Source organism: Pseudaestuariivita atlantica (assembly GCF_001205715.1).
GTDB lineage: Bacteria > Pseudomonadota > Alphaproteobacteria > Rhodobacterales > Rhodobacteraceae > Pseudaestuariivita > Pseudaestuariivita atlantica.
Window position 1 is genome coordinate 426438 of sequence record NZ_AQQZ01000004.1, and the last position, 24698, is coordinate 451135.

30 protein-coding genes are annotated in these 24698 nt (G+C 67.1%); 11 read left to right on the forward strand and 19 right to left on the reverse strand.

Annotation, left to right across the window (positions count from 1 at the left end; genetic code table 11):
• Nucleotide 1 precedes the first annotated feature (1 nt).
• The gene (gene gspG, locus ATO11_RS11425; protein ID WP_050530984.1) at nt 2-436 is read right to left on the reverse strand and encodes a type II secretion system major pseudopilin GspG; all 435 of its coding nucleotides are present in this window, start codon (nt 434-436) and stop codon (nt 2-4) included.
• Nucleotides 433-1008, reverse strand: coding sequence for a prepilin peptidase (locus ATO11_RS11430; RefSeq protein ID WP_165586963.1), 576 nt, complete (start codon nt 1006-1008; stop codon nt 433-435). The genes gspG and ATO11_RS11430 overlap by 4 nt, the downstream gene beginning before the upstream one ends.
• Here ATO11_RS11430 and ATO11_RS11435 point away from each other — a divergent pair.
• Nucleotides 1007-1732, forward strand: a complete 726-nt coding sequence (locus ATO11_RS11435; protein ID WP_165586964.1) for a hypothetical protein — start codon at nt 1007-1009, stop codon at nt 1730-1732. The two genes, ATO11_RS11430 and ATO11_RS11435, sit on opposite strands and share 2 nt — an antisense overlap.
• 20 nt (nt 1733-1752) lie before the next feature.
• Here the strand turns inward: ATO11_RS11435 and ATO11_RS11440 are convergent, their stop codons facing one another.
• The 8 genes from ATO11_RS11440 to ATO11_RS11475 are packed head-to-tail and all read right to left on the reverse strand — an operon-like array spanning nt 1753 to nt 8379.
• Nucleotides 1753-2322, reverse strand: a complete 570-nt coding sequence (locus tag ATO11_RS11440; protein ID WP_050530987.1) for a hypothetical protein — start codon at nt 2320-2322, stop codon at nt 1753-1755.
• Nucleotides 2319-2684 (reverse strand): type IV pilus modification PilV family protein, encoded by a 366-nt coding sequence (locus ATO11_RS11445; protein WP_050530988.1) that lies wholly within the window; start codon nt 2682-2684, stop codon nt 2319-2321. Before ATO11_RS11445 ends, ATO11_RS11440 begins: the two co-directional genes overlap by 4 nt.
• Nucleotides 2681-3061: a pilus assembly FimT family protein gene (locus tag ATO11_RS11450; RefSeq protein ID WP_050530989.1), complete on the reverse strand. Its 381-nt coding sequence runs from the start codon at nt 3059-3061 to the stop codon at nt 2681-2683. The genes ATO11_RS11445 and ATO11_RS11450 overlap by 4 nt, the downstream gene beginning before the upstream one ends.
• Nucleotides 3048-4265, reverse strand: coding sequence for a type II secretion system F family protein (locus ATO11_RS11455; protein WP_050530990.1), 1218 nt, complete (start codon nt 4263-4265; stop codon nt 3048-3050). The genes ATO11_RS11450 and ATO11_RS11455 overlap by 14 nt, the downstream gene beginning before the upstream one ends.
• Nucleotides 4266-4303: 38 nt before the next feature.
• Nucleotides 4304-6304, reverse strand: coding sequence for a type II secretion system secretin GspD (gene gspD, locus ATO11_RS11460; RefSeq protein WP_050530991.1), 2001 nt, complete (start codon nt 6302-6304; stop codon nt 4304-4306).
• A gap of 4 nt (nt 6305-6308) precedes the next feature.
• Complete coding sequence (locus ATO11_RS11465; RefSeq protein ID WP_134643102.1) at nt 6309-6821, reverse strand: hypothetical protein; 513 nt, start codon at nt 6819-6821, stop codon at nt 6309-6311.
• Nucleotides 6821-7372: a type II secretion system protein GspM gene (gene gspM / locus ATO11_RS11470; protein ID WP_082176270.1), complete on the reverse strand. Its 552-nt coding sequence runs from the start codon at nt 7370-7372 to the stop codon at nt 6821-6823. Before gspM ends, ATO11_RS11465 begins: the two co-directional genes overlap by 1 nt.
• Nucleotides 7369-8379, reverse strand: a complete 1011-nt coding sequence (locus ATO11_RS11475; protein ID WP_082176271.1) for a PilN domain-containing protein — start codon at nt 8377-8379, stop codon at nt 7369-7371. The genes gspM and ATO11_RS11475 overlap by 4 nt, the downstream gene beginning before the upstream one ends.
• A 118-nt stretch (nt 8380-8497) precedes the next feature.
• Between ATO11_RS11475 and ATO11_RS11480 the strand changes: the two genes are divergently transcribed.
• The 7 genes from ATO11_RS11480 (at nt 8498) to rnr (ending at nt 15778) form a co-directional block, all read left to right on the forward strand.
• Nucleotides 8498-10078 carry a GspE/PulE family protein gene (locus ATO11_RS11480; RefSeq protein WP_050530995.1) on the forward strand — a complete coding sequence of 527 codons (1581 nt, stop codon included), beginning with the start codon at nt 8498-8500 and terminating at the stop codon, nt 10076-10078.
• 65 nt (nt 10079-10143) lie between these two features.
• Nucleotides 10144-10908, forward strand: coding sequence for a YHYH protein (locus tag ATO11_RS11485; RefSeq protein WP_050530996.1), 765 nt, complete (start codon nt 10144-10146; stop codon nt 10906-10908).
• A gap of 105 nt (nt 10909-11013) precedes the next feature.
• Entirely contained in the window at nt 11014-11355 is a 342-nt protein-coding gene (locus ATO11_RS11490) for a hypothetical protein (RefSeq protein ID WP_050530997.1), read from the forward strand.
• Nucleotides 11345-12487 carry a succinyl-diaminopimelate desuccinylase gene (gene dapE, locus ATO11_RS11495; protein ID WP_050530998.1) on the forward strand — a complete coding sequence of 381 codons (1143 nt, stop codon included), beginning with the start codon at nt 11345-11347 and terminating at the stop codon, nt 12485-12487. The genes ATO11_RS11490 and dapE overlap by 11 nt, the downstream gene beginning before the upstream one ends.
• Nucleotides 12484-12906 (forward strand): GNAT family N-acetyltransferase, encoded by a 423-nt coding sequence (locus tag ATO11_RS11500; RefSeq protein ID WP_050530999.1) that lies wholly within the window; start codon nt 12484-12486, stop codon nt 12904-12906. The genes dapE and ATO11_RS11500 overlap by 4 nt, the downstream gene beginning before the upstream one ends.
• 14 nt (nt 12907-12920) lie before the next feature.
• Nucleotides 12921-13532: a TIGR04282 family arsenosugar biosynthesis glycosyltransferase gene (locus ATO11_RS11505; protein WP_082176283.1), complete on the forward strand. Its 612-nt coding sequence runs from the start codon at nt 12921-12923 to the stop codon at nt 13530-13532.
• Complete coding sequence (gene rnr, locus ATO11_RS11510; protein WP_050531000.1) at nt 13529-15778, forward strand: ribonuclease R; 2250 nt, start codon at nt 13529-13531, stop codon at nt 15776-15778. Before ATO11_RS11505 ends, rnr begins: the two co-directional genes overlap by 4 nt.
• A gap of 81 nt (nt 15779-15859) precedes the next feature.
• On the opposite strand, the gene dapD is transcribed toward rnr, so the two are convergent.
• From dapD to ATO11_RS11525, 3 genes are read right to left on the reverse strand one after another with little or no spacing between them, the layout of a single operon-like run.
• Nucleotides 15860-16687, reverse strand: a complete 828-nt coding sequence (gene dapD / locus ATO11_RS11515) for a 2,3,4,5-tetrahydropyridine-2,6-dicarboxylate N-succinyltransferase (protein WP_050531001.1) — start codon at nt 16685-16687, stop codon at nt 15860-15862.
• A 54-nt stretch (nt 16688-16741) separates the two neighbouring features.
• Complete coding sequence (locus tag ATO11_RS11520) at nt 16742-17683, reverse strand: hypothetical protein (protein ID WP_050531002.1); 942 nt, start codon at nt 17681-17683, stop codon at nt 16742-16744.
• A gap of 9 nt (nt 17684-17692) precedes the next feature.
• Entirely contained in the window at nt 17693-18604 is a 912-nt protein-coding gene (locus ATO11_RS11525; RefSeq protein ID WP_050531003.1) for a threonine/serine dehydratase, read from the reverse strand.
• A 75-nt stretch (nt 18605-18679) separates the two neighbouring features.
• Between ATO11_RS11525 and ATO11_RS11530 the strand changes: the two genes are divergently transcribed.
• The 3 genes from ATO11_RS11530 to ATO11_RS11540 all read left to right on the forward strand — a co-directional run bounded on the left by ATO11_RS11530 (nt 18680) and on the right by ATO11_RS11540 (nt 20272).
• Complete coding sequence (locus ATO11_RS11530) at nt 18680-19498, forward strand: LOG family protein (RefSeq protein ID WP_050531004.1); 819 nt, start codon at nt 18680-18682, stop codon at nt 19496-19498.
• 66 nt (nt 19499-19564) lie between these two features.
• On the forward strand, nt 19565-19918 hold the full coding sequence (locus ATO11_RS11535; RefSeq protein ID WP_050531005.1) for a DUF883 family protein: 354 nt from the start codon (nt 19565-19567) through the stop codon (nt 19916-19918).
• Between the two features lie 6 nt (nt 19919-19924).
• The gene (locus tag ATO11_RS11540; RefSeq protein ID WP_050531006.1) at nt 19925-20272 is read left to right on the forward strand and encodes a hypothetical protein; all 348 of its coding nucleotides are present in this window, start codon (nt 19925-19927) and stop codon (nt 20270-20272) included.
• A gap of 12 nt (nt 20273-20284) precedes the next feature.
• On the opposite strand, the gene ATO11_RS21815 is transcribed toward ATO11_RS11540, so the two are convergent.
• The 6 genes from ATO11_RS21815 to ATO11_RS11565 form a co-directional block, all read right to left on the reverse strand.
• Complete coding sequence (locus ATO11_RS21815; protein WP_134643103.1) at nt 20285-20485, reverse strand: hypothetical protein; 201 nt, start codon at nt 20483-20485, stop codon at nt 20285-20287.
• Between the two features lie 66 nt (nt 20486-20551).
• Nucleotides 20552-21772 (reverse strand): RNA polymerase sigma factor, encoded by a 1221-nt coding sequence (locus ATO11_RS11545; RefSeq protein ID WP_050531007.1) that lies wholly within the window; start codon nt 21770-21772, stop codon nt 20552-20554.
• Nucleotides 21769-22119, reverse strand: coding sequence for a YciI family protein (locus ATO11_RS11550; protein ID WP_050531008.1), 351 nt, complete (start codon nt 22117-22119; stop codon nt 21769-21771). Before ATO11_RS11550 ends, ATO11_RS11545 begins: the two co-directional genes overlap by 4 nt.
• A 15-nt stretch (nt 22120-22134) precedes the next feature.
• Complete coding sequence (locus ATO11_RS11555) at nt 22135-22647, reverse strand: SRPBCC family protein (protein ID WP_050531009.1); 513 nt, start codon at nt 22645-22647, stop codon at nt 22135-22137.
• Between the two features lie 124 nt (nt 22648-22771).
• Complete coding sequence (gene rlmN / locus ATO11_RS11560) at nt 22772-23944, reverse strand: dual-specificity RNA methyltransferase RlmN (protein ID WP_050531010.1); 1173 nt, start codon at nt 23942-23944, stop codon at nt 22772-22774.
• Nucleotides 23945-24062: 118 nt separating this feature from the next.
• Nucleotides 24063-24593, reverse strand: a complete 531-nt coding sequence (locus tag ATO11_RS11565; RefSeq protein WP_050531011.1) for an invasion associated locus B family protein — start codon at nt 24591-24593, stop codon at nt 24063-24065.
• Between the last annotated feature and the right edge of the window lie 105 nt (nt 24594-24698).

The following is a 24698-nucleotide window of genomic DNA, read 5'->3' on the forward strand; positions in this document are numbered from 1 at the left end:
GTCAGTTGAGCGACAGGTCGCGGTCTTCGCCGGTTCCACCGCGCACGCCATCACGCCCAAGCGACGTGATGCCCGGTGACCCGTCATCGGACGGTTCGGCATAGACATAGGCACGTCCCCAGGGATCGCTCAGCGCCTCGGCACTGTCGAGGTAGGGCCCCGACCACGTCACGTCCCCGGCAGGCGCGGTCATCAGCACCGCCAGCCCCTCGGCATTGGTCGGATAACGGCCGGTGTCGATGTAGAAGAGCTGCAACGCGTTGCCGATCTGCTGGATCTGAAGCTGGGCGGTTTCGCTCTTGGCGCGGCCGAGATAGCCGATCAGGCGCGGTCCCACCACGGCGGCGATCATCGCGATCACGGCCAGAACGATCAGCACTTCGAGGATCGTGATCCCGCTGCGCGGCCCTGTCCGGTCGCCTCTTGGCCTGATCATTCGAACGTTCCCCAAACCCAGATGCCCCATGCAGAAAGACAAAGGAAAGGTCCAAATGCAACTGCGGAATTGTCCGGGCGCATCGACGTGCCGGACCCTTTGAGAGACGCGACCAGCAGGAACAGGATCGCGGCAAGCGCGGCGAACAGCACGACAAAGACCGTCCCGCCCAGCCCGCACAGCAGGCCGATCCCGATCATCAGTTTCACGTCGCCAAGGCCGAGGCCGTCATACCCTTTCAGCCACCGGAAACCTGTTGCGACGGCAAGGAACAAGAGCGGCCAGACGGCAGCGGCAATCAGATGGGAAGCCAAAGCCACCCGGTCCGCCCAAGGCAATGCCAACGCCGCCAGAACCGCCAGCGCGACCGCGCCGGTATCGGGGATCTCGAACCGCTGGATGTCGATGCAACTGATCCAGATCAGCACCCCCGCCACGGCCAGCGCGACAAGGGATGGCGGTGGAAGGGGGCTCGTCCACCAAAGCGCGGCATAGATGGCGGCATGCGCCACCGGCAGCACCGCCAGCCGCATCGCTTGCATCCCCTCCCGCGGTTGATAGCCTTGCGTCATGCGCGCGTCTTCGCCCCGTCCGTCCCGCCGCTCGGGCTTTGCCCTCGTGGTCGTGCTGTCGATGCTGGCCATCATCACGCTCCTGTTCGCGGTGGCAAGTGCGCGGCTTGTGGCAGGTCAGCGGCTGGCCTTCGCGGACCTGACGCTCGCCCGGTACGCGCACCGGACGCAATCGCTTGTCGACATCGCGCTCAAGACCTTTGGGACCGGGCCGGGGAAGGTCCCCTTCGATCAGCCGCTCGACCTGCAATGGGGTGACGCGCGGGTCACGCTGTACCTAAGGGACGTTGCGGGGCTGATCGACCTGAACACGGCACCTGCCGACATGCTGCGCCGGTTGGCTGAGGCATCGGATTTACCGGTCGACCGGGTCGCGGCCTTTGCTGCCGCGCGAGAACCCATGACAAGGCTGCAGCGCGTGGCGGATTTCCGGCGCATCGTCGGCGCCTCGGACGAGGCCATGGCGGTTGTCAGCAGGGTCGCAACCGTTGTGTCGGGCCGGCAAGGCATCGATCCGGACGCCGCCCCGATCGAGGTTCTGGAAGTGCTGGCGGGGCGATCAGGAACGCGCGCGGACCTTGCCCTATCGCTCGACCGCGCGTGGATCGCTCCACCCACCGACACGACCTTCCGGGTTCTGGCCGTGATCGACGGCGCGCCCGAGCGCGCGCTTGGCATCGTTGCCTTCGGGGCGATTTCCGACGTGGTGCTGGAACTGCGCTGACGCACGGCGCGGCGCCCCGTTTACCTCAGGACCGTGCGCGCCACGAATTCCGGCCAGTCCTCCCCGGCATCGCGTGGCGAGGCGGGTGCGATCCGCACCAGCGAGGGCAGCGCGGCCTGCCGCGTCCAGCGCGCGCGCCAGCGGGCGGGCTCGCGCGTCTCGTCGAAATAGCTCACGCTCAGCGGGATGGTGACGGGTACAAGCGTCGTCCACGTGTCCATGACGTTGCCGGTATCGTCCAGCGCCGTCGCTGTCAGCCGCAAGGTGTCGTCGGTGACCTGCACGGCGACGCGCAGCGCGGTGGCATCGGGGGCAAAGGGCGTGTCAGACACGGTGACAAAGCTGAACCCGTCCTCGACCCCGATGAACCTCGCCGGAAAGGGGACCAGCCGCGTCGGCGGGGCCGCGGTTGCCAGCCAACCGCGCAACCGGGTCCGCGTGGCCAGCATCGCGTCATCCTGCGTCACGCTCGTCCGGTCGAACAGCCCGATGGCGAGCGTCAGGCTGCCGGCCAGCCCCGCCGCGATCATCGCTAGCAGGGCAAGGGCGACGAGAAGTTCAAAGAGCCCAAGGCCGCTGCGCGGTGTCATGGCCCGGCCACCCGCACTTCGCCGAGGCTGGCCAGGGTCCGCCCGCGCGCGTCGGCGACGGTGACCGTCACCGCGACAAGATCGGTATCGGTGCCGGTGATGCGCCCTTGCGGCACGACCGCGCGCGTGACCGTCCACGCGCCGTGGCGCTGGCGCGTTTCCCCGACGGTCAGCGGCTCGGCCACGCCCATAAGGGCGAGGTGCGACAGGGCGAGGTCCATCGCCAGACCGCTCCGCACCGAGGCCTCGTTGCGGTTCAGCAACCGCGCCTGTCCCGGCAAAAGCGCGGCAAGGACCAGCGCCATGATGGCGAAGGCCAGAAGCACCTCGAACAGCGAATATCCGGCCCGCCGCCGCGTCATTCCGCGTCCTCGACGATGGTGAGCCGTCCCAGCACCGGCTTCACCCGCAGTCTCACGACCCGCCCTCTTTCGATCAGGCAGGCATCCGCCCCGCGCGCCGTTCCGTCGGCGAAGAACTGCACCGCGTGGTCCGCCGCATCGCAGCCGGGTACCTGCAGCGACATGGTCTGCCCCAGTTCAATCGCCGTCCCGCGCAGGATCGCCGCCTCGCGCAGAAGGTCCGCCGCCCGTCCTTCGAGCGTCAGGCGCGATGGCGGCGGGCGCAGGTTGGTGATCGCGATGGCCATGATCGCGCCGAGGATGCCCAGCACGACCAGCATCTCCAGCAGGCTGATGCCGGCGGACCGTGACAGGCGGATCCGGTCAGAGGGCGACATCGTTCAGCGTCATGATCGCGGATACGGTCGACAGGATGACCGCGCCGACGATCAGCCCGATCGCCAGCGTCAGAACCGGCGTCACCAGCCGGATCGCCTGCGCCAGCGTGCGGCGGGTGCGGTCGCGCAACTCGTCGCTCAACTGGTCCAGAACCGGGGCAAGCCGGTCGGTTTCCTCACCCGCCTCGATCAGCGCGGCAGCCATCGGGTCGATCAGGGGGCTGGCCGACAGGACGGATGACAGGGTGCCGCCCCCTGTGATCGTGGTCTCCGCCTGCTCCAGCAACGCGCGGTAGGCCGGGTGGGTGGCGGTGTCGTGCGCCGTGCGCAGCGCCTGCACCAGCGTCGCGCCGCTGCCCAGCATCAGCGCCATCGTCTGCGCCGCCTCCAGCGTGTTGACCTGCCGCTGGTAGGGCCCGATCACCGGCAGGCGCAGCAGAACCGGCGCGGCGCGGTGGCGCAGTCGCGGCCACAGCCATCGCAGCAGCAGCCCACCCCCCGCAACCGCGGCAAGGATCACCGGCCAGTCATCGCTCAGCACGTCCCGCAGCCCGATCATGGCGCGTAGCACGGCGGGCGGCGGCGTGCCGGACGAGGCGAAGACGGGCACCAGCGTCGGGGCGAGGAAGAACACGAGCACGCCAAGAACCAGCGCCGACATCACGATCAGGATCGCCGGGTAGACCAGCGCCGCGCGCAGTTCGCGCCGTTGCGTGACCTCGGCTGTCAGGGTCTCGGCGATGCGTCCGGTGACCTGCGGCAGCGTGTTGGCGGCCTCCCCGATCCCGACCATCGTCACAAGCCGCGCCGGAAAGGTCGTGCCTTCCTCGGCCATGGCGTCGGCCAGCTTCTGCCCGTCGGCCACCGATTGCCCGACCCGTTCCAGCGCCCGGCGCATGGCGGGATCAGGCGTCGAATGGGCCGCGAAATCCAGCGCGCGGGGCAGCGGGAAGTTGACCAGCAACAGGGAGGACAGCGCCCGGAACGCCTCTGCCAGAACCTGCGGTTTCGCTGCCGGTGGACGGCCCGTCAGGGAAATGTCGCGCCGGTACCACGGCACCGCCGATCCGCCCTGTTTCAGCGAAACGGGCGTCAGCCCGCGCGCGGCCAGCTGGTCAAGCGCCGCGACATCGGATGCCGCCGACACCTCGCCCGTCTCGATCGAGCCGTCGGTCGCATAGGCGCTGTAGGCAAATCGCGGCATCGTTCCCCCTGCGCCTGTCGTGCCCCGCGTGGCGCGGCCTAGTCAATGATGCGGTGGCCGGTCGACTCCACTGCAATGCCTGTCTGGATCAACCCGTTTGCCCCGGTGATGCGCGACCGCAGTTCCGAGGTGATCCGTCGCGATTCATGTCCGTCCCTGACAACGCGCGGCGTGATCAGGACCAAAAGCTCGGTCCGACCCACCGTGTCGCGCCGATTGCGGAACAGGGTGCCGAGGATCGGCACGTCGCCCGCGCCCGGCACCTTGGTATTGGTCCGGTTGCGCGATTCCTCGATCAGCCCGCCCAACGCGATGGTCTGCCCGTCGGTCACCACGACGTTGGTTTCGATCCGCCGTTGCGAGATGGTCGGGCTGTCGATCCCCGAGGTCGTCGTGTTCGACACGCTGGACACTTCCTGCTCGATATCAAGGATCACCTGACCTGTGCGCGACACGCGCGGCTTCACCCGCAGGATGATGCCCGTATCGCGGAACGAGATCGTGTTGACGACCGGCGCCGCCGGGTCGGTCGTGTCGCGCACCTGCTGGGTCGCGATGGGCACCTCGTCCCCGATCTGCAGGACCGCCTCCTGGTTGTCGAGCACCAGGAGCGACGGCGAGGACACCACGTTCACATCCGTGACCGACGCCAGCGCGTTCAGCGCCACCGCCGAGGACGAGCCCTGGAACAGGAAGCTGAGACCGGGGAAGGCCGATGCCACGGCACCAGTGCTCGCGTCCGAGAAGGTGCCCTTCAGGTCCCCGTTCTCGAAGAACCAGCGCAGGCCGAAATTCAACTCGTCGTTCAGCGACACCTCGGCAATCGTCGCTTCCAGCAGCACCTGCACGGGCACGGTGTCGAGCGTGTGTATCAGGCGCGAGAAGTTATCCTGTTCGGAATCGTTGCCCCAGACGATGATCGCGTTCTTGGTGTCGTCGGCCACGACCCTCGGCCGGCCCTCGGTCGGGTTGATGTCGTCCTCGACCACGTCGTCGATCATCTCGGCAAGGATCGGCGCCAGTTTCTCGGCGCTGCGGTGCTGCAGGGCATAGACGGTCGGGCGCCGCTTGGTCCCGCCGGCGGTCTTGTCGAGGTCGCGGATCCAGCGTTCGGCCTCGATCAGGTATTTCGAGCGCGAGGACACCACGATCACCGCCGCCAGCCGTTTCGACGGGATGAACGACACGACGTTCTGCAACGACCCGCCTTCTCCGGTCTCGAAGATCAGGTTCAACTCGTCCACCACGGCTTCCGGTTCGGCGGCCTTCAGGCGGTAGATACCGACCGACTTGCCCTTCAGCACGTCGACATCGAACAGGTTGACCGCGTCGATGGCGGCGTTGATTTCGTCCCGCGCGCCCGAGATCAGCAGGATGTTGCGCTTGGCGATGGGTTGCAGGCCCACGGTCTCCCCGATGATCGGCTCAAGCAGGCGCACCATTTCGGCGGTGCCGATGTAACTCAGCGGGACGGCGACCACGCGCGATCCCAGCTGCGCGGCGCTGTTCGACCGGGTGATCCGTTTCGCCGCGCCGCGCGCGGGCGCGATGGTGATCATGTCGGGGCCCGGTTGCAGCGCCGCGCCGTTGATTTCCAGCACCGTCTGGAAGGTTTCCAGCAGCGCCTTTTCCGACAAGGGCCGCGTGGTCTGCAGGGTGACCGTGCCGTTCACACCGGGTTTGATCGTGTAGTTGCGTCCCAGCGCATCGCCCAGCACGGCCCTTGCCGCGGCCTCGATCGGGACGTCGACGAGGTTCAGCGTGAAGGCGCCGTCCTCGGACATCTCGACAAGGTCGGGCCGGGTGACCTCGGCCCCGAGGAAACTGTCGGTCCCGAGGCGGCGGCGTTCCGGTCCGGGCCCGTTCAAACCGGCCCGGATCGCACCCGCGCCCGCGCGCACCGACCCGCCATCGGCCTGCGCGCTGTTGGCCAGCAGGGGTGCCGTGCCGCGGGACACTTCCGGCGCGTCGCCGCAAGCGGCAAGCAAGGCCAGCGCAAGAAAGGCGCTCAGGAATCTGGCGATCGGGGCAAGGGTCATGCGTTCACCGCTCGTAAAGGTCTATGCGCTTGCGGATCTCTCCGCGCGAGATGTCCAGCCAGTCGGGGCCGATGCCGGTTACCGTCCAGCCGCTGACCTCTGTGCCTTCGGTCAGCCAGCCGCCATCCGCGCCATCGACCGTGACAAGCGCGCGGTTGCCGCCCGTCGCGCCGATCACGCCGCGCAGCCGTATCACCGGCGCCGGGGCCTCGGGCGCGGCAAGCTGGGTGGTCAGGTCCGGTTCCGGTTCTGGCAACGCCGCGATGACCACCGGGCGGCGGGTCGGGGCGAATAGCGGGCGTTCGAGGATCGCGTCGTAATCGCCTGTGGCAGGCCGCCTGCGCGCGGTTGCCCTGTCGCTCTCCTGCCCGGTTGCGGCCAATTCCGCCTCGGCGGACAGGTTGGCAAGGTCGGGCAGGGGGGGCTGGCGTTGGGTCACGTTGTGCGCCCAAAGGCTGGCCGCGCCTGCAAGCAGCGCAAGGCAGAGCGTCCCGAGACCGGCAAGCACCCTGCTCATCATGGCCGATCCTCACCGGTCAGCATCACGGGCGCGGCAATCTCGATCCGTGCGAACAGCAGCGGTTGCGGGGCCTGCCCCGCCGTGGGCACCAGCCGCCGCAACATCGCCTGTTCGACCAGGAGCGCGGGCGCGTGATGTTCGATGGTCGACAGGAAGGCGGCCAGCTGGTCGAGCGTCGCCTCGAGTTCGAGGTTGAAACCCGCCGCCTGCGCAAGGTCCATGTCGCGGGCGGGATTGGGGCTGATCGACCGCAGGCTGACACCGCCGTCACTGGCCGCCTTCGACAGCGTCGCCTGAATTTGCGCGGTCGCCTCGCCCATCTGGTCCGCGCGCCACATCAGGGGCAGCGCGTCGGTCCGGGACAGGGCCGCATGATCCGCCTTCAATGCCGCCGCGCGGGCATGCATCTCGCGCAGGTCTTCCAGCGCCGTTGCCCGGCCCGCCAGAGCATCCTCCCGCCAGTCCGCCAGCGGCGCGCCCAGCCCGATCCAGCCCGCGATGCCCAGCGCGGCAACCGCGATCCCGACCAAGAGACCGCGAGACATCATCTGACCGCCCTCAGATCAAGGCTGATCTGGAACCGCTCCGCACCTTCCGAGGTGCGCGACACCGCCCCGCTGAGGCGGGTGTTGTCGAACCGGTCGCGCGCGTTCAGCCGCAGAACGAGGTCCGCCGCCGTCCCGCCGGTTTCCCCTGTCAGGACGGCGCGGTCGGGCTGGTAGGTCAGCGTGTCGATCCACGCCTCGTCCGGCAAGGCGTCGGTCACGGCGCGCAAGGTGTCCACGAGGATCGGGCGGTCGGTGATCGCATCCCAGAAGGCGGACCGTTCGGCATCCTGCGCGCGCAGGGCCTGCACGTCCTTGCGCAGGTCGAGCGTATCGCTGCGCAAGCGCGCGATCTCGGTTTCGATGCGGGTGGCCTGGCGCTGCGCCTCCCAAGCCGGGTAAAGCCAGCCGAACGTTGCCGCCCCGGCGGCGATCAGCGCAAGCGCGAGGTTCAGTCCGATGACCCGCTGCGCCCCCGGCGCGATCTGGCGGGTGAAGTCCGCGATGGTCCGCGATCCGGACGCGCCCTCGACCACCAGCTTGCGCAGGCGGTAGCCCGCCTCTTCCAGCCGCTCGCGCCACGCGGCGACGTCGGCCCGCTTGGCCACCCATTGCGTCGCCGTCAGCGTGTCGCCCGCCACGTGCGGCGGGTCGAGCGTCCAGTGCACGTCCTCGGGCCCGAAAGGCGTGCGACGCCGCAGGTCCAGCAGGGCCAGTTCTTCCAGCTTGCCGCGCGCCGTCGCCGGCGCTGTGACGGTTCGTTTCAGAACAAGGTCGGGTGGCACGACAAGGTCGATCACGCGGTGCATCCGCCGCCCGCGCACCTGCGGGCCTTCCCCGGTCAACAGCGCCTTCGGGATCGTCCTGCGGCGCGGTTTGCCGTCCGGCACGACGCGCATCCGGCGGGCCAATGGCCGCCCAAGGAACAAAGCACCAAGCCATCCCGGAAGCGCGGATTGTCCCCGCGACACCGGTCCGCCCCGTGCATGCGTTTCCCGAAGTTCAGTCATGTTACCGCCCGAATGGCAGGTTTTTACCTGCCTAGTTTTTCAACAATCTATTCCAGTAAGTCCTTAAATGATAGAGCCTTGTTCCAAGGCACGACTTTTTGGCAACAGGCATATCGTCATGGACGAACGCGGATTTCTGACACTACTTACGCGCGAAGGACACGTATCGGCCGAGGCCGCCGAACGCGCCGCGCGGGCGAGTGCGCAAACCGGCACGCCGATCGAACGCACGCTTCTCGAATTCGGGCTTTTGCCCGAAGACGACCTGTTCGGCGCGCTTGCGCGGCATGTCGGCCTGCCCTTCGTGTCGTCTGCGGAATTCGACAGCGACCACGCCCGCGCGCTTTCGCTATCTCCGGAATTCCTCGCGCGGGCCGAGGTGATGCCGGTGCGCGATGTCGGGGGGCGGTTGCTGGTCGCCACGTCCGATCCGCGCGGTGCCGAGACGGTGCAATCCATCGGGTTCCACCTCGATCGGCCGGTCGACATGGCCATCGCGCCACCCTCGTCGATCAAGGCGGCCCTGCACGGACTGGAAGCCGAAGAGAACGCCCCGCAGGCCGACGTGGCCGAGACCGATCTCGAACGGTTGCGGCAGATGGCCAATGACGGCCCGGTGATCAAGCTGGTCGCCGATATCGTCGCCCGCGCGGTGGGCGAGGGCGCGTCCGACATCCATGTCGAGGCGGGCGAACGCGCCGCGCTGATCCGCTTCCGCATCGACGGCGTTCTGCACACCCGCCAGACGGTTCCCGACAGCCAGCGCGCGGCGCTCGTGTCGCGGCTCAAGGTCATGTCGGGCCTGAACATCTCGGAAAAGCGGCGTCCGCAGGACGGGCGCGCGCGGATGGCGGTGCGGGGCCGCGAAATCGACATTCGCCTGTCGACCCTGCCCACTCAATTCGGTGAAAGCGTCGTGTTGCGCCTGCTGGACCGGTCGCGCGTGGCGCTGTCGTGGGACGCGCTGGGCTTCCCCGCCGCGCGCGCGGCCGAGATCGCCGGGATGGTGGCGGAACCGAACGGCATCTTCCTTGTCGCCGGACCCACGGGCAGCGGCAAGACGACGACGCTTTACACCGCGCTGTCGGGCCTCAACAGCGACGACCGCAAGATCCTGACGGTCGAGGACCCGATCGAGTTCTCGCTGCCCGGCGTGAACCAGGTGCAGGTGGAACCGGCCATCGACATGACCTTTGCCAACGCCCTGCGCGCGATCCTGCGGCAGGATCCCGACGTCATCATGGTCGGCGAGATCCGCGACGAGGAAACCGCCGAGATCGCGGTACGCGCGGCGCTTGTCGGGCGGATGGTGCTGTCGACGATCCACACCAACGACAGCATCGCCGCGATCCCGCGCCTGATGGACCTTGGCGTGCCCGCCTACCTGCTGGCCGCGACGCTGCGCGGGGTCCTGTCACAGCGGCTCGTGCGGACAACCTGCACGGCGTGCAACGGTTCGGGATGCGCCACCTGCGGGGAGACCGGCCGTTCCGGGCGCACGGTCGTGTCCGAACTGTTGCGCGTCTCGTCCGGTTTTGCCGGTGTGATCGAGGACGCGGTCGATCCGGCCACCCTTGCGCGCGCGGCGGCGCGGGAGGGTTTTGTCAGCATGACAGATGCCGCGCAGGTGCTGGTCTCGGATGGCCGGGTGGACCGCCAGGACGCCCTGCGCGCGCTGGGCGGGTCCACGGATTTCTGAACTTTCTGCGACGGAACGTCCGGCCCCGCGCGTGTCACCCTGCGAGACTGCGAAGGGAGACATGCATGCAAGTCCTGATCAACATGGCCATAGCCGGATCGCTTATCATGACCGCCGCCACCGCGATGACCATCGGGTCGGCCAGCGAAGAGGTCTCGGGCGGAGAGCGCTGCATCACCTCCGACGCGACACCGACACACCAGACCGGCAGCTTCCCGAACGCCAATTCGCCCAACCGGGTGGTCGCGCAATCCATCACCTATTGCGTGGACGCGACCCCGGACCTGACCGGCAGGATCACCGAGCGGACAAACGCCTCGGGCATCTCGGTCAGCGGCATCCTGTTCCGGCCCGGCACCGCCGATTGGTATGACGGATCCAGCCCGCGCGGCTTTTCGCGTGACCCGTCCAGCGGCTGGCGGCTTGAAGGCATGGGCTCCGCCGACGCGCTGGGTATCGACGCGGCCTTTGGCCATCCCGACAACCGCGGGCTTTATCACTACCACGCCGCCTCGCCCGCATTCCTTGACGGCACGGAGGGCACGCTGATCGGGTACGCCGCGGACGGGTTCGAAATCCACTATGTCGGGGACGCGGCGCAGTCGTCGTGGCGCCTGAAATCCGGCAAGCGCCCTACCGCGCCCTTCGGCACATATGACGGCGCGTTCGAACAGGATTGGGAAAACGTCGCCGGGTCCGGCAACCTCGACCAGTGCAATGGCGCGATGACCTCTGCCGGAACCTACGCCTATTTCGCGACCGATACGTTCCCGTTCTTCCCCCGCTGCTTCAAGGGCACCGTCAGTTCCGATTTCCTCGGCCGTCCCTGACGCGCCGACCACCTGCCGCGCGCCGCCTTCATCCCCTTGAGCGGACCGCGCGGCACCGGGTGCCGGGGGGTTGACCCCACCCCCGGCACCCGTCACCTGTGGCGCATGACCAGAACCCATTCCGTCTACACTCTTGTCGTGCAGGTCGGCCGCAAGGCGGGCGATGGCCTGCCCGACGGCGCCACCGGTGCCGGCCTTGTCTGCTATGCCTCGGGCGTGGACGAGGCAGAGGCGGTGCGCGAAACCGTCGCCATCCTGAAGCAGGCCGATCTGGCGCCGCTGGACGTGACAGGCCACGGCACGCTGGATGATCGTCTTGCGGCCGGGGAGGAGATCCCCGACGAGGAACGCGCCCTGATGACCCGCGCGCTGGACGAAAACGCCGTGATCGTCGCGCAGATGGAGCCGTTCTTCACCCCGCTGGAGGCCGAGGACGATGACGACTGATCCCGCCGCACTGACCGCCGCGCTGATCCGCTGCCCGTCCGTCACGCCCGCCGATGCAGGCGCGCTGGACGTGATCGCCGAACCGCTCGCCGCCGCCGGGTTCGAACTCACATGGGTTGACCGGGGCGGCATCCGCAACCTGCTGGCCCGCTGGGGCGACAAGGCCCACCCCCGCACCTTCGGCTTCAACGGCCATACCGACGTCGTACCCATCGGGGACGAGGCCGACTGGACCCACGCCCCTTTCGGGGCCGAGGTCGAAGGCGGGACGATGTATGGCCGGGGCGCCTGTGACATGAAATCGGGCGTCGCGGCCTTCGTCGCGGCCGCCATCGATTTCGTCACGGATACACCGCCCGACGGGGCGATCCTGATCGCCATAACGGGTGACGAGGAAGGCGATGCCACCGACGGCACCGTCGCGCTGCTGGACCACATGGAGCAGGCGGGCGAGGCGATGAGCGTCTGCCTTGTAGGCGAACCAACCTGCCCGTCCGAGATGGGAGAGATGCTCAAGATCGGGCGGCGCGGGTCGATGTCGGCGTGGTTCACCGTGACCGGCACGCAGGGCCATTCCGCCTATCCCCACCGCGCCAACAACCCGCTGCCCGCTATGGTTCGGCTGATGGATCGGCTCGCCTCGCACGAACTGGACACCGGCACCGACCACTTCGACCCCTCGACACTGGCCGTCGTGACCATCGACACCGGCAACCCCGCCAACAACGTGATCCCGGCGCAATGCACGTCCTGCGTGAACATCCGGTTCAACGATGCCCATTCCGGGGCGGACCTGTCCGACTGGCTGCGCACCGAGGCGGTAGAGGTCGCCACCGCCTTCGGGGTCGCAATCAACGTGCAGATCAAGATCAGCGGCGAAAGCTTCATCACCCAGCCGGGCCCGTTCTCCGACCTGATCGTCGCCGCCGTGCAGGCGGAAACCAACCGCACGCCCGAACTCAGCACCTCGGGCGGCACCTCGGACGCGCGGTTCATCCAGGCGCATTGCCCGGTGATCGAGTGCGGCCTTGTCGGCCAGTCGATGCACAAGGTCGACGAACATGTGGAGGTCGCTCATATCCACCAGCTCAAGGGCATCTACACCCGCGCCCTGCGGGACTGGTTCGCATGACTCTGGCCCTGATGCAGACCGACGATGTCGACACCTGCTGGGCCATCCGCCGCACCGTGTTCGTCGATGAACAGGGCGTGCCGCCGGAACTGGAGCCGGACGAGCACGACACGACCGACGCGCTGCATGTCCTCGCCACAGTGGAAGACGAACCCGTTGGGGCCGCGCGGATCATTCCCTACGGCACCACCGCCAAGATCGGGCGCGTCGCCGTGTTGAAAGAGCATCGCGGGCAGGGGATCGGGGCGCAACTGATCCACGCCTGCCAGCACCTCGCCGCGGCGCAGGGCGCGACCCGCACGATCCTTGGCGCGCAACTCAGCGCGATCAGCTTCTACGAACGGCTGGGATACCACCGGTTTGGTGAGGTGTTCGACGATGCCGGAATCGACCACATCATGATGGAACGCAGCCTGTGAAAACGCTGGTGGTGATGGTCAAGGAACCTCACCCCGGCCGCGTCAAGACACGCCTTGGCCGCGATATCGGCATGATCGCCGCCGCGTGGTGGTTCCGCCACCAGACCCGCGCATTGCTCCGCCGCCTCGACGATCCGCGCTGGCAGCTTGTCCTCGCCGTTTCCCCCGATGTCGAAGGCCTCACCAGCCGAACCTGGCCCGCGCACCTGCCGCGTATCCCGCAAGGCACCGGGGACCTCGGCCAGCGCATGGCCCGCACCTTCCGCAGCCTGCCGCCCGGCCCCGCCTGCACCATCGGTGCCGACATTCCCGGCATCACGCCCGCCCACATCGCCCGCGCCTTCCGTTCGCTTGGTTCGCACGACGCCACGCTCGGCCCCGCGCCGGACGGTGGCTATTGGCTGATCGGCCTGAAGCACCCGCGCACCCCGCCCGCCACCCTGTTCCAGAACGTACGCTGGTCCACCGAACACGCCCGAACTGATACCATCGCTTCCCTCGGCCACCTGCGCACTGCCACCATCGACACCCTGCACGATGTCGACACGGCCGCCGACCTCCGGCTTCATCTTTCCGGAAATACCCAAATGACGCCGCCTGCCGCCCGTGCTACCTCCCAAGCATGAGCCAGATCCCCACCAAGCCCGAGATCCTCGAGTGGATCGCGGAGAACCCGACCCTCACTTCGAAACGCGACATCGCCAAGGCCTTCGGGATCAAGGGTGCCGCGCGGATCGACCTCAAGCGCCTGCTGAAGGAGCTGGAGGAGGAAGGGCATCTGGAAAAGCGCAAGAAGACCTACCGCGACCCCGACCGCCTGCCGCCGGTTTCGGTGCTGGAAGTCATGGCCCCTGACGCGGACGGCGACCTGTTCGCGCGGCCCATGGAATGGCATGGCGAAGGGCCGGAACCCAAGGTGTTGCTGCTGCCGCGTGCCACCGATCCGGCGATGGGTGCAGGCGACCGCATCCTCGCCCGCCTGACCGAGGTAAAAGGCGAGACACACCACTACGAAGCCCGCCTGATCCGACGTATCGGCCAGACGGCTCCCCGCATCGTCGGCATCTTCCGCAAGGGATCGGAAGGCGGGCGCATCCAGCCCGTCGACAAGAAGGCCGACCGCGAATGGCTGGTGCCCGAGGGCGCGACGCATGGGGCGAAGGACGGCGAGTTGGTGGAGGCCGAACAGACCGGCCCCCGCGCCCGGCTTGGCCTGCCCAAGGCCCGGATCGTGGCGCGGCTGGGTGACCCGACGGCCCCCCGTGCGGTATCGCTCATCGCCATACACCAGCACGGCATCCCTGACGATTTCCCGCCCGAGGTGATTGCCGAGGCGGACGCCATGAAACCGGCAGGCCTGAAGGGCCGCGAAGACCTGCGCGACCTGCCTCTCATCACCATCGACCCCGCCGATGCGCGGGACCACGACGACGCCGTATGCGCCCTTCCGGACACCGATCCAAAGAACGCGGGCGGGCACATCCTGTGGGTCGCCATCGCCGATGTCGCCTACTATGTCCGCCCCGGCACGGCGCTTGACTACGAGGCCCGCAAGCGCGGCAATTCCAGTTATTTCCCCGACCGTGTCGTGCCGATGCTGCCCGACCGGCTGTCGGGCGATCTGTGCTCGCTGCACGAAGGTGTCCCGCGCGCCTGCATCGCGGTGGATATGCGCCTGAACGCCGCCGGAGAGAAGATCGGCCACCGCTTTGTGCGCGGGCTGATGCGGTCACCCGCCTCGCTGAATTACGAGGAAGTCCAGAAGGCGATCGACGGGGAGCCGAACGAGAAAACCGCGCCCTTCGTCGAAGACGTTCTCAAACCGCTCTACGCCGCCTATGCCGCGCTGAAAAAGGCGCGCGCGGCACGGCAGCCGCTCGACCTCGACCTGCCCGAACGCAAGGTGGTGCTGGACGAGGACGGGAATGTGACCTCGGTCGCCTTTTCCGACCGCTACGATGCCCACAAGCTGATCGAGGAAGCGATGGTGCTGGCCAATGTCGCCGCCGCCGAGACGCTGATCGCCAAGCGCACGTCGCTTCTGTTCCGCGTCCACGAGGAGCCGCCGCCGGAGAAACTGGAAAGCCTGCGCGACACGGCAGAGGCGGCCGGGCTGACGCTGGCCAAGGGGCAGGTGCTGAAAACCCAGCACCTGAACGCGCTGCTGAATGCGGCCGAGGGCACGGACGAGGCGGAGCTCATCAACATGAGCGTCCTGCGGTCGATGACGCAGGCCTATTACTCGCCGTCGAACTTCAGCCATTTCGGATTGTCGCTGCGGGCCTATTCGCATTTCACCTCGCCCATCCGCCGCTATTCCGACCTGATCGTGCACCGCGCGCTGATCTCGGCGCATGGCTGGGGGGATGACGGCCTGTCCGAGCAGGACATCGAACGGCTGGAACAGACAGCGGCCCATATCTCGGAAACCGAACGCCGGTCGATGATCGCCGAGCGGGACACGACGGATCGCTACCTCGCGGCCTTCCTGTCGGAACGGGTCGGTTCGGATTTCACCGGACGTATCAGTGGGATCGCGAAATTCGGGGTCTTCGTGAAACTGGACGAAACCGGTGCCGACGGCCTGATCCCGATGCGCAACCTCGGCAACGAATACTGGGCCTTCGACCGCGACAGCGGCACGCTGATGGGCAGCGAAACGGGCCGGGTGATCAGCCTGGGCCAACGTGTCGTCGTGCGCCTGACCGAGGCAGCACCGGTGACGGGCGGCCTGGCGATGGAGCTGATCGAGATCGAGGGCGAGACCCTGCACCGCGGCCCCAAGGCGGGAGGCCGCAAGAAGGCCCCGGTCAAGCGGCGGGTCGTGAAGTCGAAGAAGAAAGCGGCCAAGGTCAGCCGCAAGCGCCGCTGAAGGGGGTCGGCTGGAAACCAGCCGACCTACATCCCCGCGGCGCCGTAGGTCGGCTGCTCGTCAGCCGACCCCCGTTCGGGATCAATCGCGCAACAGCTCGTTGATGCCGGTTTTCGAACGGGTCCGCTCGTCCACCCGTTTCACGATCACCGCGCAGTAAAGCGAGACGTTGTTCTTCGACGGCATCGAGCCTGCAACGACGACCGAATAGGGCGGCACCTCCCCGTACATGACCTCGCCGGTTTCCCGGTCGACGATCTTGGTCGACTGGCCGATGAAGACGCCCATGCCCAGCACAGACCCTTCGCGCACGATGCAGCCTTCGACGACCTCGGACCGCGCGCCGATGAAACAGTTGTCCTCGATGATCGTCGGCCCGGCCTGCATCGGTTCCAGCACGCCGCCGATCCCCACGCCGCCCGACAGGTGCACGTTCTTGCCGATCTGCGCGCAGGACCCGACGGTCGCCCAAGTGTCGACCATCGTGCCGCTGTCGACATAGGCGCCGAGGTTCACGAAGGACGGCATCAGCACCACGCCCGGCGCGATGAAGGCGGACTTGCGGACAACACAGTTGGGCACAGCGCGGAAGCCCGCCGCGCCCCATTCGTTGTCACCCCAGTCCTTCCACTTGCTGTCGACCTTGTCCCACCAGGCCCCGCCCTGCGGCGAACCTGCCTGCTGTTCCATGTCCTTCAGGCGGAAGCCCAGCAGCACGGCCTTCTTGGCCCACTGGTTGACGTGCCACGACCCGTCATCCTGTTTTTCAGCGACGCGCAACGTGCCGCTGTCGAGCGCGTTCAGCGTGTCTTCGATCGCCTCCCGCGTCTCGCCGGTGGTGCCGGGCGTGATCGTGTCGCGCGCGTCCCACGCGGCTTCGATGGCGGTTTCCAGGGCTGCGTTCGACATGAGGCCTCCGTGTGTTCAGGTTCCGGGGGCGTATACGGTGTGATCGCCCCGGCTTCAATCGAACAGCTGTCGAACCGCCTCGACGGACATGGCGTCCGGCCCCGTCAGGCGGTAATTCCGCTGCCTGCGCTCATAGGGAGCCAGAAAGATTTCCCCATCACTGATCGGAAACGCGTCTGCCAACCGGGTCCGCCCTTCGTAGGTTTGCGGACCATGCCCAAGCGCGAAAACAGCCCTGCCTTCGACGCAGGGCAACCCGTTGCGATGCGACCTCGCAGCGTGCGGTTTCCCGCCAAACTGCCTCATTGGCACGGACCCCGGCGGCGGGCGCCAAAGGCGCGGCAGGTCGCCTTTCAACACCTCGGTCACGCGAATGGTCGGTCCGACGCAGCTTTCGACCCTCCCGAAGAACGCATAGGCGTGCATCTTCAGCCATTCGGCCCGCGTGACGTCGACACCGATCCGGACGGTCGGATCGGCGATCATCCGACGTACCGTAGCAAGCCAAAGGTCGTCGGCGGTAGCGATCCGTTCATAACCCCGCCAATGCGGATGGCCGAGGAACAGAAGATAGGTTTCACCCTCGCGGAAATTGGGCTCAACCGTGCAGGCGGGCGTGTTCGGGGCCCGAAACGCTGCCCCGCTCCAGACCAGCGGCTCGCGGTGCCCGTTGTAATCAGCCTGCGGCGGGATCTGGTCGCGTGTCCAGTACGCTCCGTTAGGTACCACGACATGCCTGCCGGGATCGCCTTTCAGCGCCTCTATCACCTTGAAAAACGGTACCGGGCTTCGCGCTCCGAATTGCCTATTTGCGAACCTACCGAACGCTGCGCGCTGTTTCGGATGGGGGCGGACGGCCTTGGCGAGCACGATGATGTCCGTACGAGCGACAAGTTCGTGCATCGGTGCGGCGATTTCCGGCGGCGGGGCGAAACAAGCGACGCCAACCGAAAACGATCCCAACCATATCAGGATGGAAGCAATGCACAGGCGCATGACGGAAACTCACGAGGTCAAAGGATCGGGTGCAATATTCCCTCCACATACCAGAACGGCGACGGTTTCGCCATTTGCGGGCCGGTAGGCGCCGGATGCCAGGGCGGCCAGCGCGGCGGCCCCTGCCGGTTCGACCAGCTGCCGCATCTCCTGCCACAGCAGGCGCTGGGCGTCGGCTATCGCGGCGTCCGTGACCACGACGCTGTCGATCCCGTCACGCTTGGCAAGGTCATAGGCGATGCGCCCGATCCGCGATGCCCCAAGCGCGTTGGCAGCGATCCCTGCGGGTACGATCTGGGCATCCGGTCCCTCGGCCAGCGCGGTGTGCAGGGTTGCCGTGCCCTCGCTTTCCACCGCGACGACCTTCCGCCGCCCGTTGAACCACGCCAGCGCCCCGCCGATCAGCCCGCCGCCGCCTACCGCGATCAGGACGGTATCGGCGTCCAGCCCCTGCGCCTCCCACTCGGCAAAGAGGGTGCCCTGCCCGGTGACGGTGCCGGGCGCGTCATAGGCGTGGACCTGCATCGCGCCGGTCCGTTCCTCGTGCTCCCGCGCTGCGTCGAGCGCATTGGCGTAGGCACCGGGCACCACCGTCAGCTCCGCGCCGGTGCGTTCGATCAAGGCGATCTTCGACGGCCCGGCGATCTCGGGCACGAAGATATGCGCGGGATGCCCCAGCGCGCGCGCGGCATGGGCAACCGCGGCCCCGTGATTGCCGCCCGAGGCCGCCACGACCCCCGCCGCCGGCACATCCTGCGACAGCAGCGTGTTGAACGCGCCGCGCGGCTTGAAACTTCCGGTGTGCTGCAGGTGTTCCAGTTTCAGCATCACCGCCCCGGCGATGCCTTCGACCACCGGCGTGCGCCGCACATGGCCCCTGATCCGGTCGGCGGCGGCGGCAATTTCCGGGGGTCCGATCATAACGCTCTCCTGACTGGTGCCTGCGCCGCCGGGACGCTAGACAGACAGAACACGAATGCAAAGGACGTGCCAGCGATGAAAGACGACCGTCACAGCCCCATGCGCGATGCCGGGAGCGACCGCCAGGTTGCCGAGGAGGTCCCCCAGACGCCACAGACCATGGCGCCGGCCTATCGGCTTGCCTTTGCGGATCCCGAGTTCCTGTGCCGCGACGAACTGCGCCCCGTCCGCTTGCAGCTTGAACTTCTCAAGCCCGAGATGATCCTCGACGAACGCGGCATCACCTCGACCATCGTGCTGTTCGGTGGGGCCCGCATCCCCGAACCCGCCAAGAAGGACAAGGCCCGCACCAAGACGCTGCGCGACCTGTCCAAATTCTATGACGAGGCGCGCGAGTTCTCCCGCCTGATGACGCTGAAATCCATGCAAAGCTATGGCCGCGAGGACGTCATCGTGACGGGCGGCGGACCGGGCGTGATGGAGGCGGGCAACCGCGGCGCCAAGGATGCGGGCGGGTCGTCCATCGGGCTGAACATCGTGCTGCCCCACGAACAGGCGCCGAACGAATACGTGACGCCGGGCCTGTGCTTCAACTTCCACTACTTCGCGATCCGCAAGATGCATTTCCTGATGCGTGCCAAGGCGATCTGCGTCTTCCCCGGCGGGTTCGGAACGCTGGACGAGTTGTTCGAATCGCTCACGCTGATCCAGACCGGACGCATGCGAAAGGTACCGTTCCTGCTGTTCGGAGAGGCGTTCTGGCGCAAGATCGTGGATTGGGATGCCTTATCGGATGCGGGCACGATCAGTCCCGAGGACCTCGACCTGTTCCATTTCGTCGATTCCGCCGAAGACGCCGTGAAGATCATCGAGGAATTCGACGAAGCCTCCTGAAGCCGATGGAACCCGTCCCGGTGCAGCGCGTTGCGTCGCTGAACACTTATTTGGACGGAGGCTGAAATGGCACGTGCACAGACGAACGGAAAATCGGCACCCAAGGAATTTGCGGAGCTGAACGACCAGATCGAGCAGCTGCAGGCGGACATCGCCTCGCTCGCCGAACAAATGTCCGACATGGCAGAGGCCAAGAAGGACGACCTGCGCGTACGCGCGGCCAAGGGTGCCGCCGCGGCCCGCGTCAAGATCGCCGACGGTGCGGACGCTGCCCGCGACGCGGCAGCCGATCTGCAGGAACAGGCTCAGGTCCTCGGCGCGCGCGCGATCGAGAAGGCCCGCGCCAATCCCAGCGCCACGCTGGGCATCGCGGCAGGGCTTGGTTTCCTGCTGGGTTACATGACCCGCAACGGCCGGTAACGCGCCGTGAGCCTGTCAGACCACGTGACCCGCGTTGCGACGCGCGGTCTGGAATACACGATTGCCGCGATCTGCGCGGCAATCGGCATTGGCTTTCTGACGGCGGCGGGGTGGACCCTGATCGCCGCAGAGCTTGGCCCGGTGGTCGCATCGCTGATCTTTGGCGGCGTGTACCTGACGACGGGTCTGCTGATCGCGCTTCTGGCGCGGCTCGGCGCGTCGAGCCACAAGTCGCACAGTACGTCATCCTCTGACCATGGCCATTCGCATGGCCACAGCCAGACGGCCGAGATGGCGGATGTCGTGACCGTGTTTCTCGATGGTGTTGCCAAGGGAAAGGCTGCCGGCCGCTAGGCGGGCGGCCTTTCAGCCGAGCGGCAAAAGCCCCAGTTCGACACCGTGCGGCATGGTGACAAGGACGCGCCCCTGCGGCGACTTGCGGATGCCGTATCCCTTTGACGCCAGCCGTTTCTTGAGGTCGCTTTCAGACGAGGCGCGGCGCACTTCGCGGGCGACCAGGCTGAACACCTGTGACATGACCAACGGATCCTGTGCAGCATAAGCCATCGTCTCACTCCTCCATCATCGCAGGACTGACGATACAGATAGCCTCTTACCATGACCTGAATAGTGTCAATTCAAGGTAATTCTGGGGCCGTTTTCCAGCGCGTCGCGGCGCTGGACAAGGAACAGTCGGGTCGGGGGATGCCCGGTCAGCGCGATCGCCTTGTCATAGGCCGTGCGCGCGTCGACATGTTCCCCGGTCTTTGCAAGAAGATGCGCACGGACCGCCCATGCGGGCTGAAATCCTGCGATATCCGCGGCCGCGATCGTGTCGAGCAGGGCAAGCCCCTCCTCGGGTCCTGCATCCTCGCCCACCACCGCCGCGCGACTGACGGCGGCACCAAGCGTCGGCGCGATCTGCAAAAGCCCGGCATAAAGCTGCGACAGCGCCCGCCAGTCGGTGACCCCGCTGTCACGCCGGGCGAGGTGCACGTTCTGGATCGCCGCTTCCAGCTGGAAGCGACCCAGCTTGCCCAGCCTTTGCGCCGCCATCAGGTACCGCGCGCCTTCCTCGGCAAGGGCTTCGTCCCACGCCCCGGTCTCCTGCTCCTCCACCGGAACCAGAATCCCGTCCCGCACCCGCGCATGCCTGCGCGCCGCGACCTGGCAGACGAGGGCGGCCAGCCCCAGCGCTTCCGCCTCGTCCGGCACCAGTCGCACGACCAGCCGGGCAAGAAACAACGCCTCGGCGCTTAGGTCGCCCGGCCCCGCCAGCCAGTCCAGCGCGAAGGCGCCATAGATCGCTTCCAGCACGGCGGTGAGGCGGGGTTGCAGGTCTTCGGGCGAAGGATCTGTGAACGGGATCGCGCTGGCGCGGATCTTGGCCTTGGCGCGCACCAGTCGCTGCGCCATCGCGGCGGGCGACACGAGGAAGGCGCTGGCGATGTCCGCAGCCTCCAGCCCCAGCACGGTTTGCAGCATCAGGGGCGTGCGGATGCGGGTGTCGATGGCGGGGTGGGCGCAGACGAACATCAGGCGCAGCCGGTCGTCTGGGAGGCGGTCTGGATCGGTGGGCAAGGGATCGGGTTCCGGGGGCGTGTCGGTCACATCCATCCGTGCGGCGCGGCGCTGGGCGTCGATCAGCTTGCGCCGCGCCGCGGTCAGCAGCCACGCATCCGGCCGGTCGGGCACCCCGTCGCGTGGCCACGTGGCAAGGGCGGTGGCAAAGGCTTCGGCCAGCGCATCTTCGGCGGCAGCGATATCGCCCGTCTGGCGGGCGATGATGGCCAGCAGGCGGCCATAGCTGTCCCGCGCCGCAAGATCGGCGGCGCGGGTCGCATCGGGTGTCATCCGTTCATGGCGGACGCGCGGATCTCCACCTTGCCGGTCTGCGCGGCGGGGCATTTGCGCGCCCAGTCCATCGCCGTGTCGAGGTCCGGCACCTCGACCGTGAAGGACCCGCCCAGCGTCTCCTTGGTGTCGGCGAAGGGTCCGTCATGCACCCGCGCCTCGCCATCCTTCAGGCTGATCGTGGTTGCCGTGTAGGCCGGTTGCAGCCAGTCGGTCGCCACGAATACTCCTGCTTCCTGCAACGCGGCGATATAGGCCTGGTAGGCCGCTTTCGACTTGGCCCAGTCCTCGGGGCCCATATCGGCGAAATCGGCAGGGTTCGAATAAAGAAGGAAAGTGTATTGCATTGGTCTGGCTCCCTGTCAGGCGGTGGCTTTGGCGAGGTTGGCGAGGCCCTGGTCGAACGTAGCGCCCATCATGCCATCCATGAAGAGGCCAAAGACGCGGAAGACCGGGTTGTGGCCCATGTCGGCCTCGACCGACCAGGTGACGCGCGTGCCGCCTTCGACCTGTTCGAGGTCAATCATCTGCGTGGGTTTGCCCATCGCGCCCATGTCGATGTCATAAACGACGCGGGTGTCGCTGACGAAGGCAACCGTCTGGGTGCCCTTGCCATCCTTGCCGTCAAACGCGAACCCGCTGCCGACGCCCGCCACCGGGCCGAAGGGCGTGATCTTGAGCGCCGGATCGGCCGACGCGTAGGGGTTGATCCGCTGGAACCCGTCGGTCGACGAGGCAAGCGCGATGATCTCGGCCGGGGTGGCGTCGATCACGGCGCTGCGTTGGACATCGACGTTGCGCGGCAGCAGGTAGGTCCCCGCCGTCGTGGCCGCGAGAACCCCCGCGGCGATGGTCAGTGTGGTTGCAAGGGCCATGGTAAGTCTCCTCTGTCTGTCCCTGAAAGCATGGGCTTTCACGAACAAGACGAACGGGAGACCGCCCAATCGACATCCGGCGCAAAAATTTTCGCAGGAAAATTTTTGCGCGTCGCGGCGGAGGTTACAGCCCGGCTTCGGCGGCGATCTGCGCCTTGGATTTCCGGGCGCGTTCGGTCGCGGATTTCAGCTGTCCGCAGGCGGCCATGATGTCCTCCCCGCGCGGCGTGCGGATGGGGGAGGCATACCCGGCCTTGTAGATGATATCGGCGAACCGCCGGATGCGGTTGTTCGAGGACCGCTGATAGGGCGCACTGGGCCATTCGTTGAACGGGATCAGGTTGATCTTGGCGGGGATGCCTTCGATCAGCTTGACCAGTCGGTGCGCGTCTTCATCGCTGTCGTTCACGCCGTCGAGCATCACGTATTCGAACGTGATCCGTTCCGAGTTCGACAGGCGCGGATAGGCCTTCAGTGCCTCCAGCAGCGTGTCGATGTTCCAGCGCTTGTTGATCGGCACCAGCACGTCGCGCACCTCGTCCGTCGTGGCGTGGAAGGACACGGCCAGCTGGCAGCCGATCTCTTCCGCGCAACGGGCGATTTCCGGGACCACACCGCTGGTCGACAGGGTGATGCGGCGGCGCGAGAGGGAGATGCCTTCGGGGTCCATCGCGATCTTCATCGCGTCGCGGACGGCGTCGAAATTGTAAAGCGGCTCACCCATTCCCATCAGCACGATGTTCGACAACAGGCGCGTTTCGTCCTTTGGCTCACCGGGCTTCGGCCATTCGCCGAGGTCGTCCCGCGCCAGCATGACCTGGCCCACGATCTCTCCGGCGGTCAGGTTACGCACCAGCTTCTGCGTGCCGGTGTGGCAGAACGAACAGGTCAGCGTGCAGCCGACCTGGCTCGACACGCAGAGCGTGCCGCGATCTTCCTCGGGGATATAGACGACCTCGACCTCGTGACCGCCGGCGATGCGGACAAGGTACTTGCGGGTGCCGTCTTCGCTCACCTGCCGCGTCACAAGCTCGGGCAGGGCGATCACGAAATGCTCGGCCAGAAGGACGCGGTAGGCTTTCGACAGGTTCGTCATCGCGTCGAAGTCGCGCACGCCCCATTGGTAGACCCACTGCCAGACCTGGTTCACGCGCATCTTCAGCTGTTTCTCGGGCGTCCCGGCTGCGGCCAGCGCGTCCTTCATCTCGGCCCGCGTCAACCCGACAAGGTTCACCGGCCCCTCCGGCAACTTGCGGGGAATCGTCAGTACGTCCTGTGTGACCGGAGCGCCGGGCATGTTGCTGTCCTCACATGAGAAGTCCCGCCCGATATAGCATCGATGCGCAAAGAAAAAGAGGGGCAGCGTTGCCCCCCTTGCGGTGTGTCAGAATTTTCCTGCGAAAATTCTTGCGGCGTCAGCCCTGGCAGCGTTTCTCGGCCTCTTCGATCGCGGCGGTGAAGCCCAGCAACGAGAACGTGTCCTTCGTCACCGTGCCCCGGCCCGATTGCGCGGTCAGGACGGCGTCGGCGCCACGTTTCATCGCGGCGACCAGCTTGGCATCGTCGGCAGGCGTCGCGGGCCATGCCCATTCGCCATCGGTGATCAATTCGTAACTGTTGCTGCCCACCGCCACGTTCACGGTCGACCCGCTCTTGAACGGATAGCCGCCGGTGAAGGCGACCAGCGGGTCCTTGCCCGCCGCCGGGCGGTAAAAGACCATCAAAAGGATGTCGCCCCGGCGCACGGCCACGACACGCCCGTCGCGGGTGTTCACCGTTTCCTTGGGGGCGGATACGCCCCAGCATTCCCGCGGGTTGTCCCCTTCAAACACGCTCCAGTCGGTCTTTGCCGCGACCCGGTTGGTGCTCACTTCCTGCGCCTGCGCGCCGTGCGCGCCGATCAACGCGGCGCATACCGCGATGTGGCGAAGGTTGAAAAATCGCATGGCTCCAGCCTCCAAGCTGCGCTTTACCTCAACTGTCCTGCGCTCCGGCCCTCGACGGCCGTGTTGTCGGCAGGGGTCATGGACCATTTCTGGCTCGACGGCTAC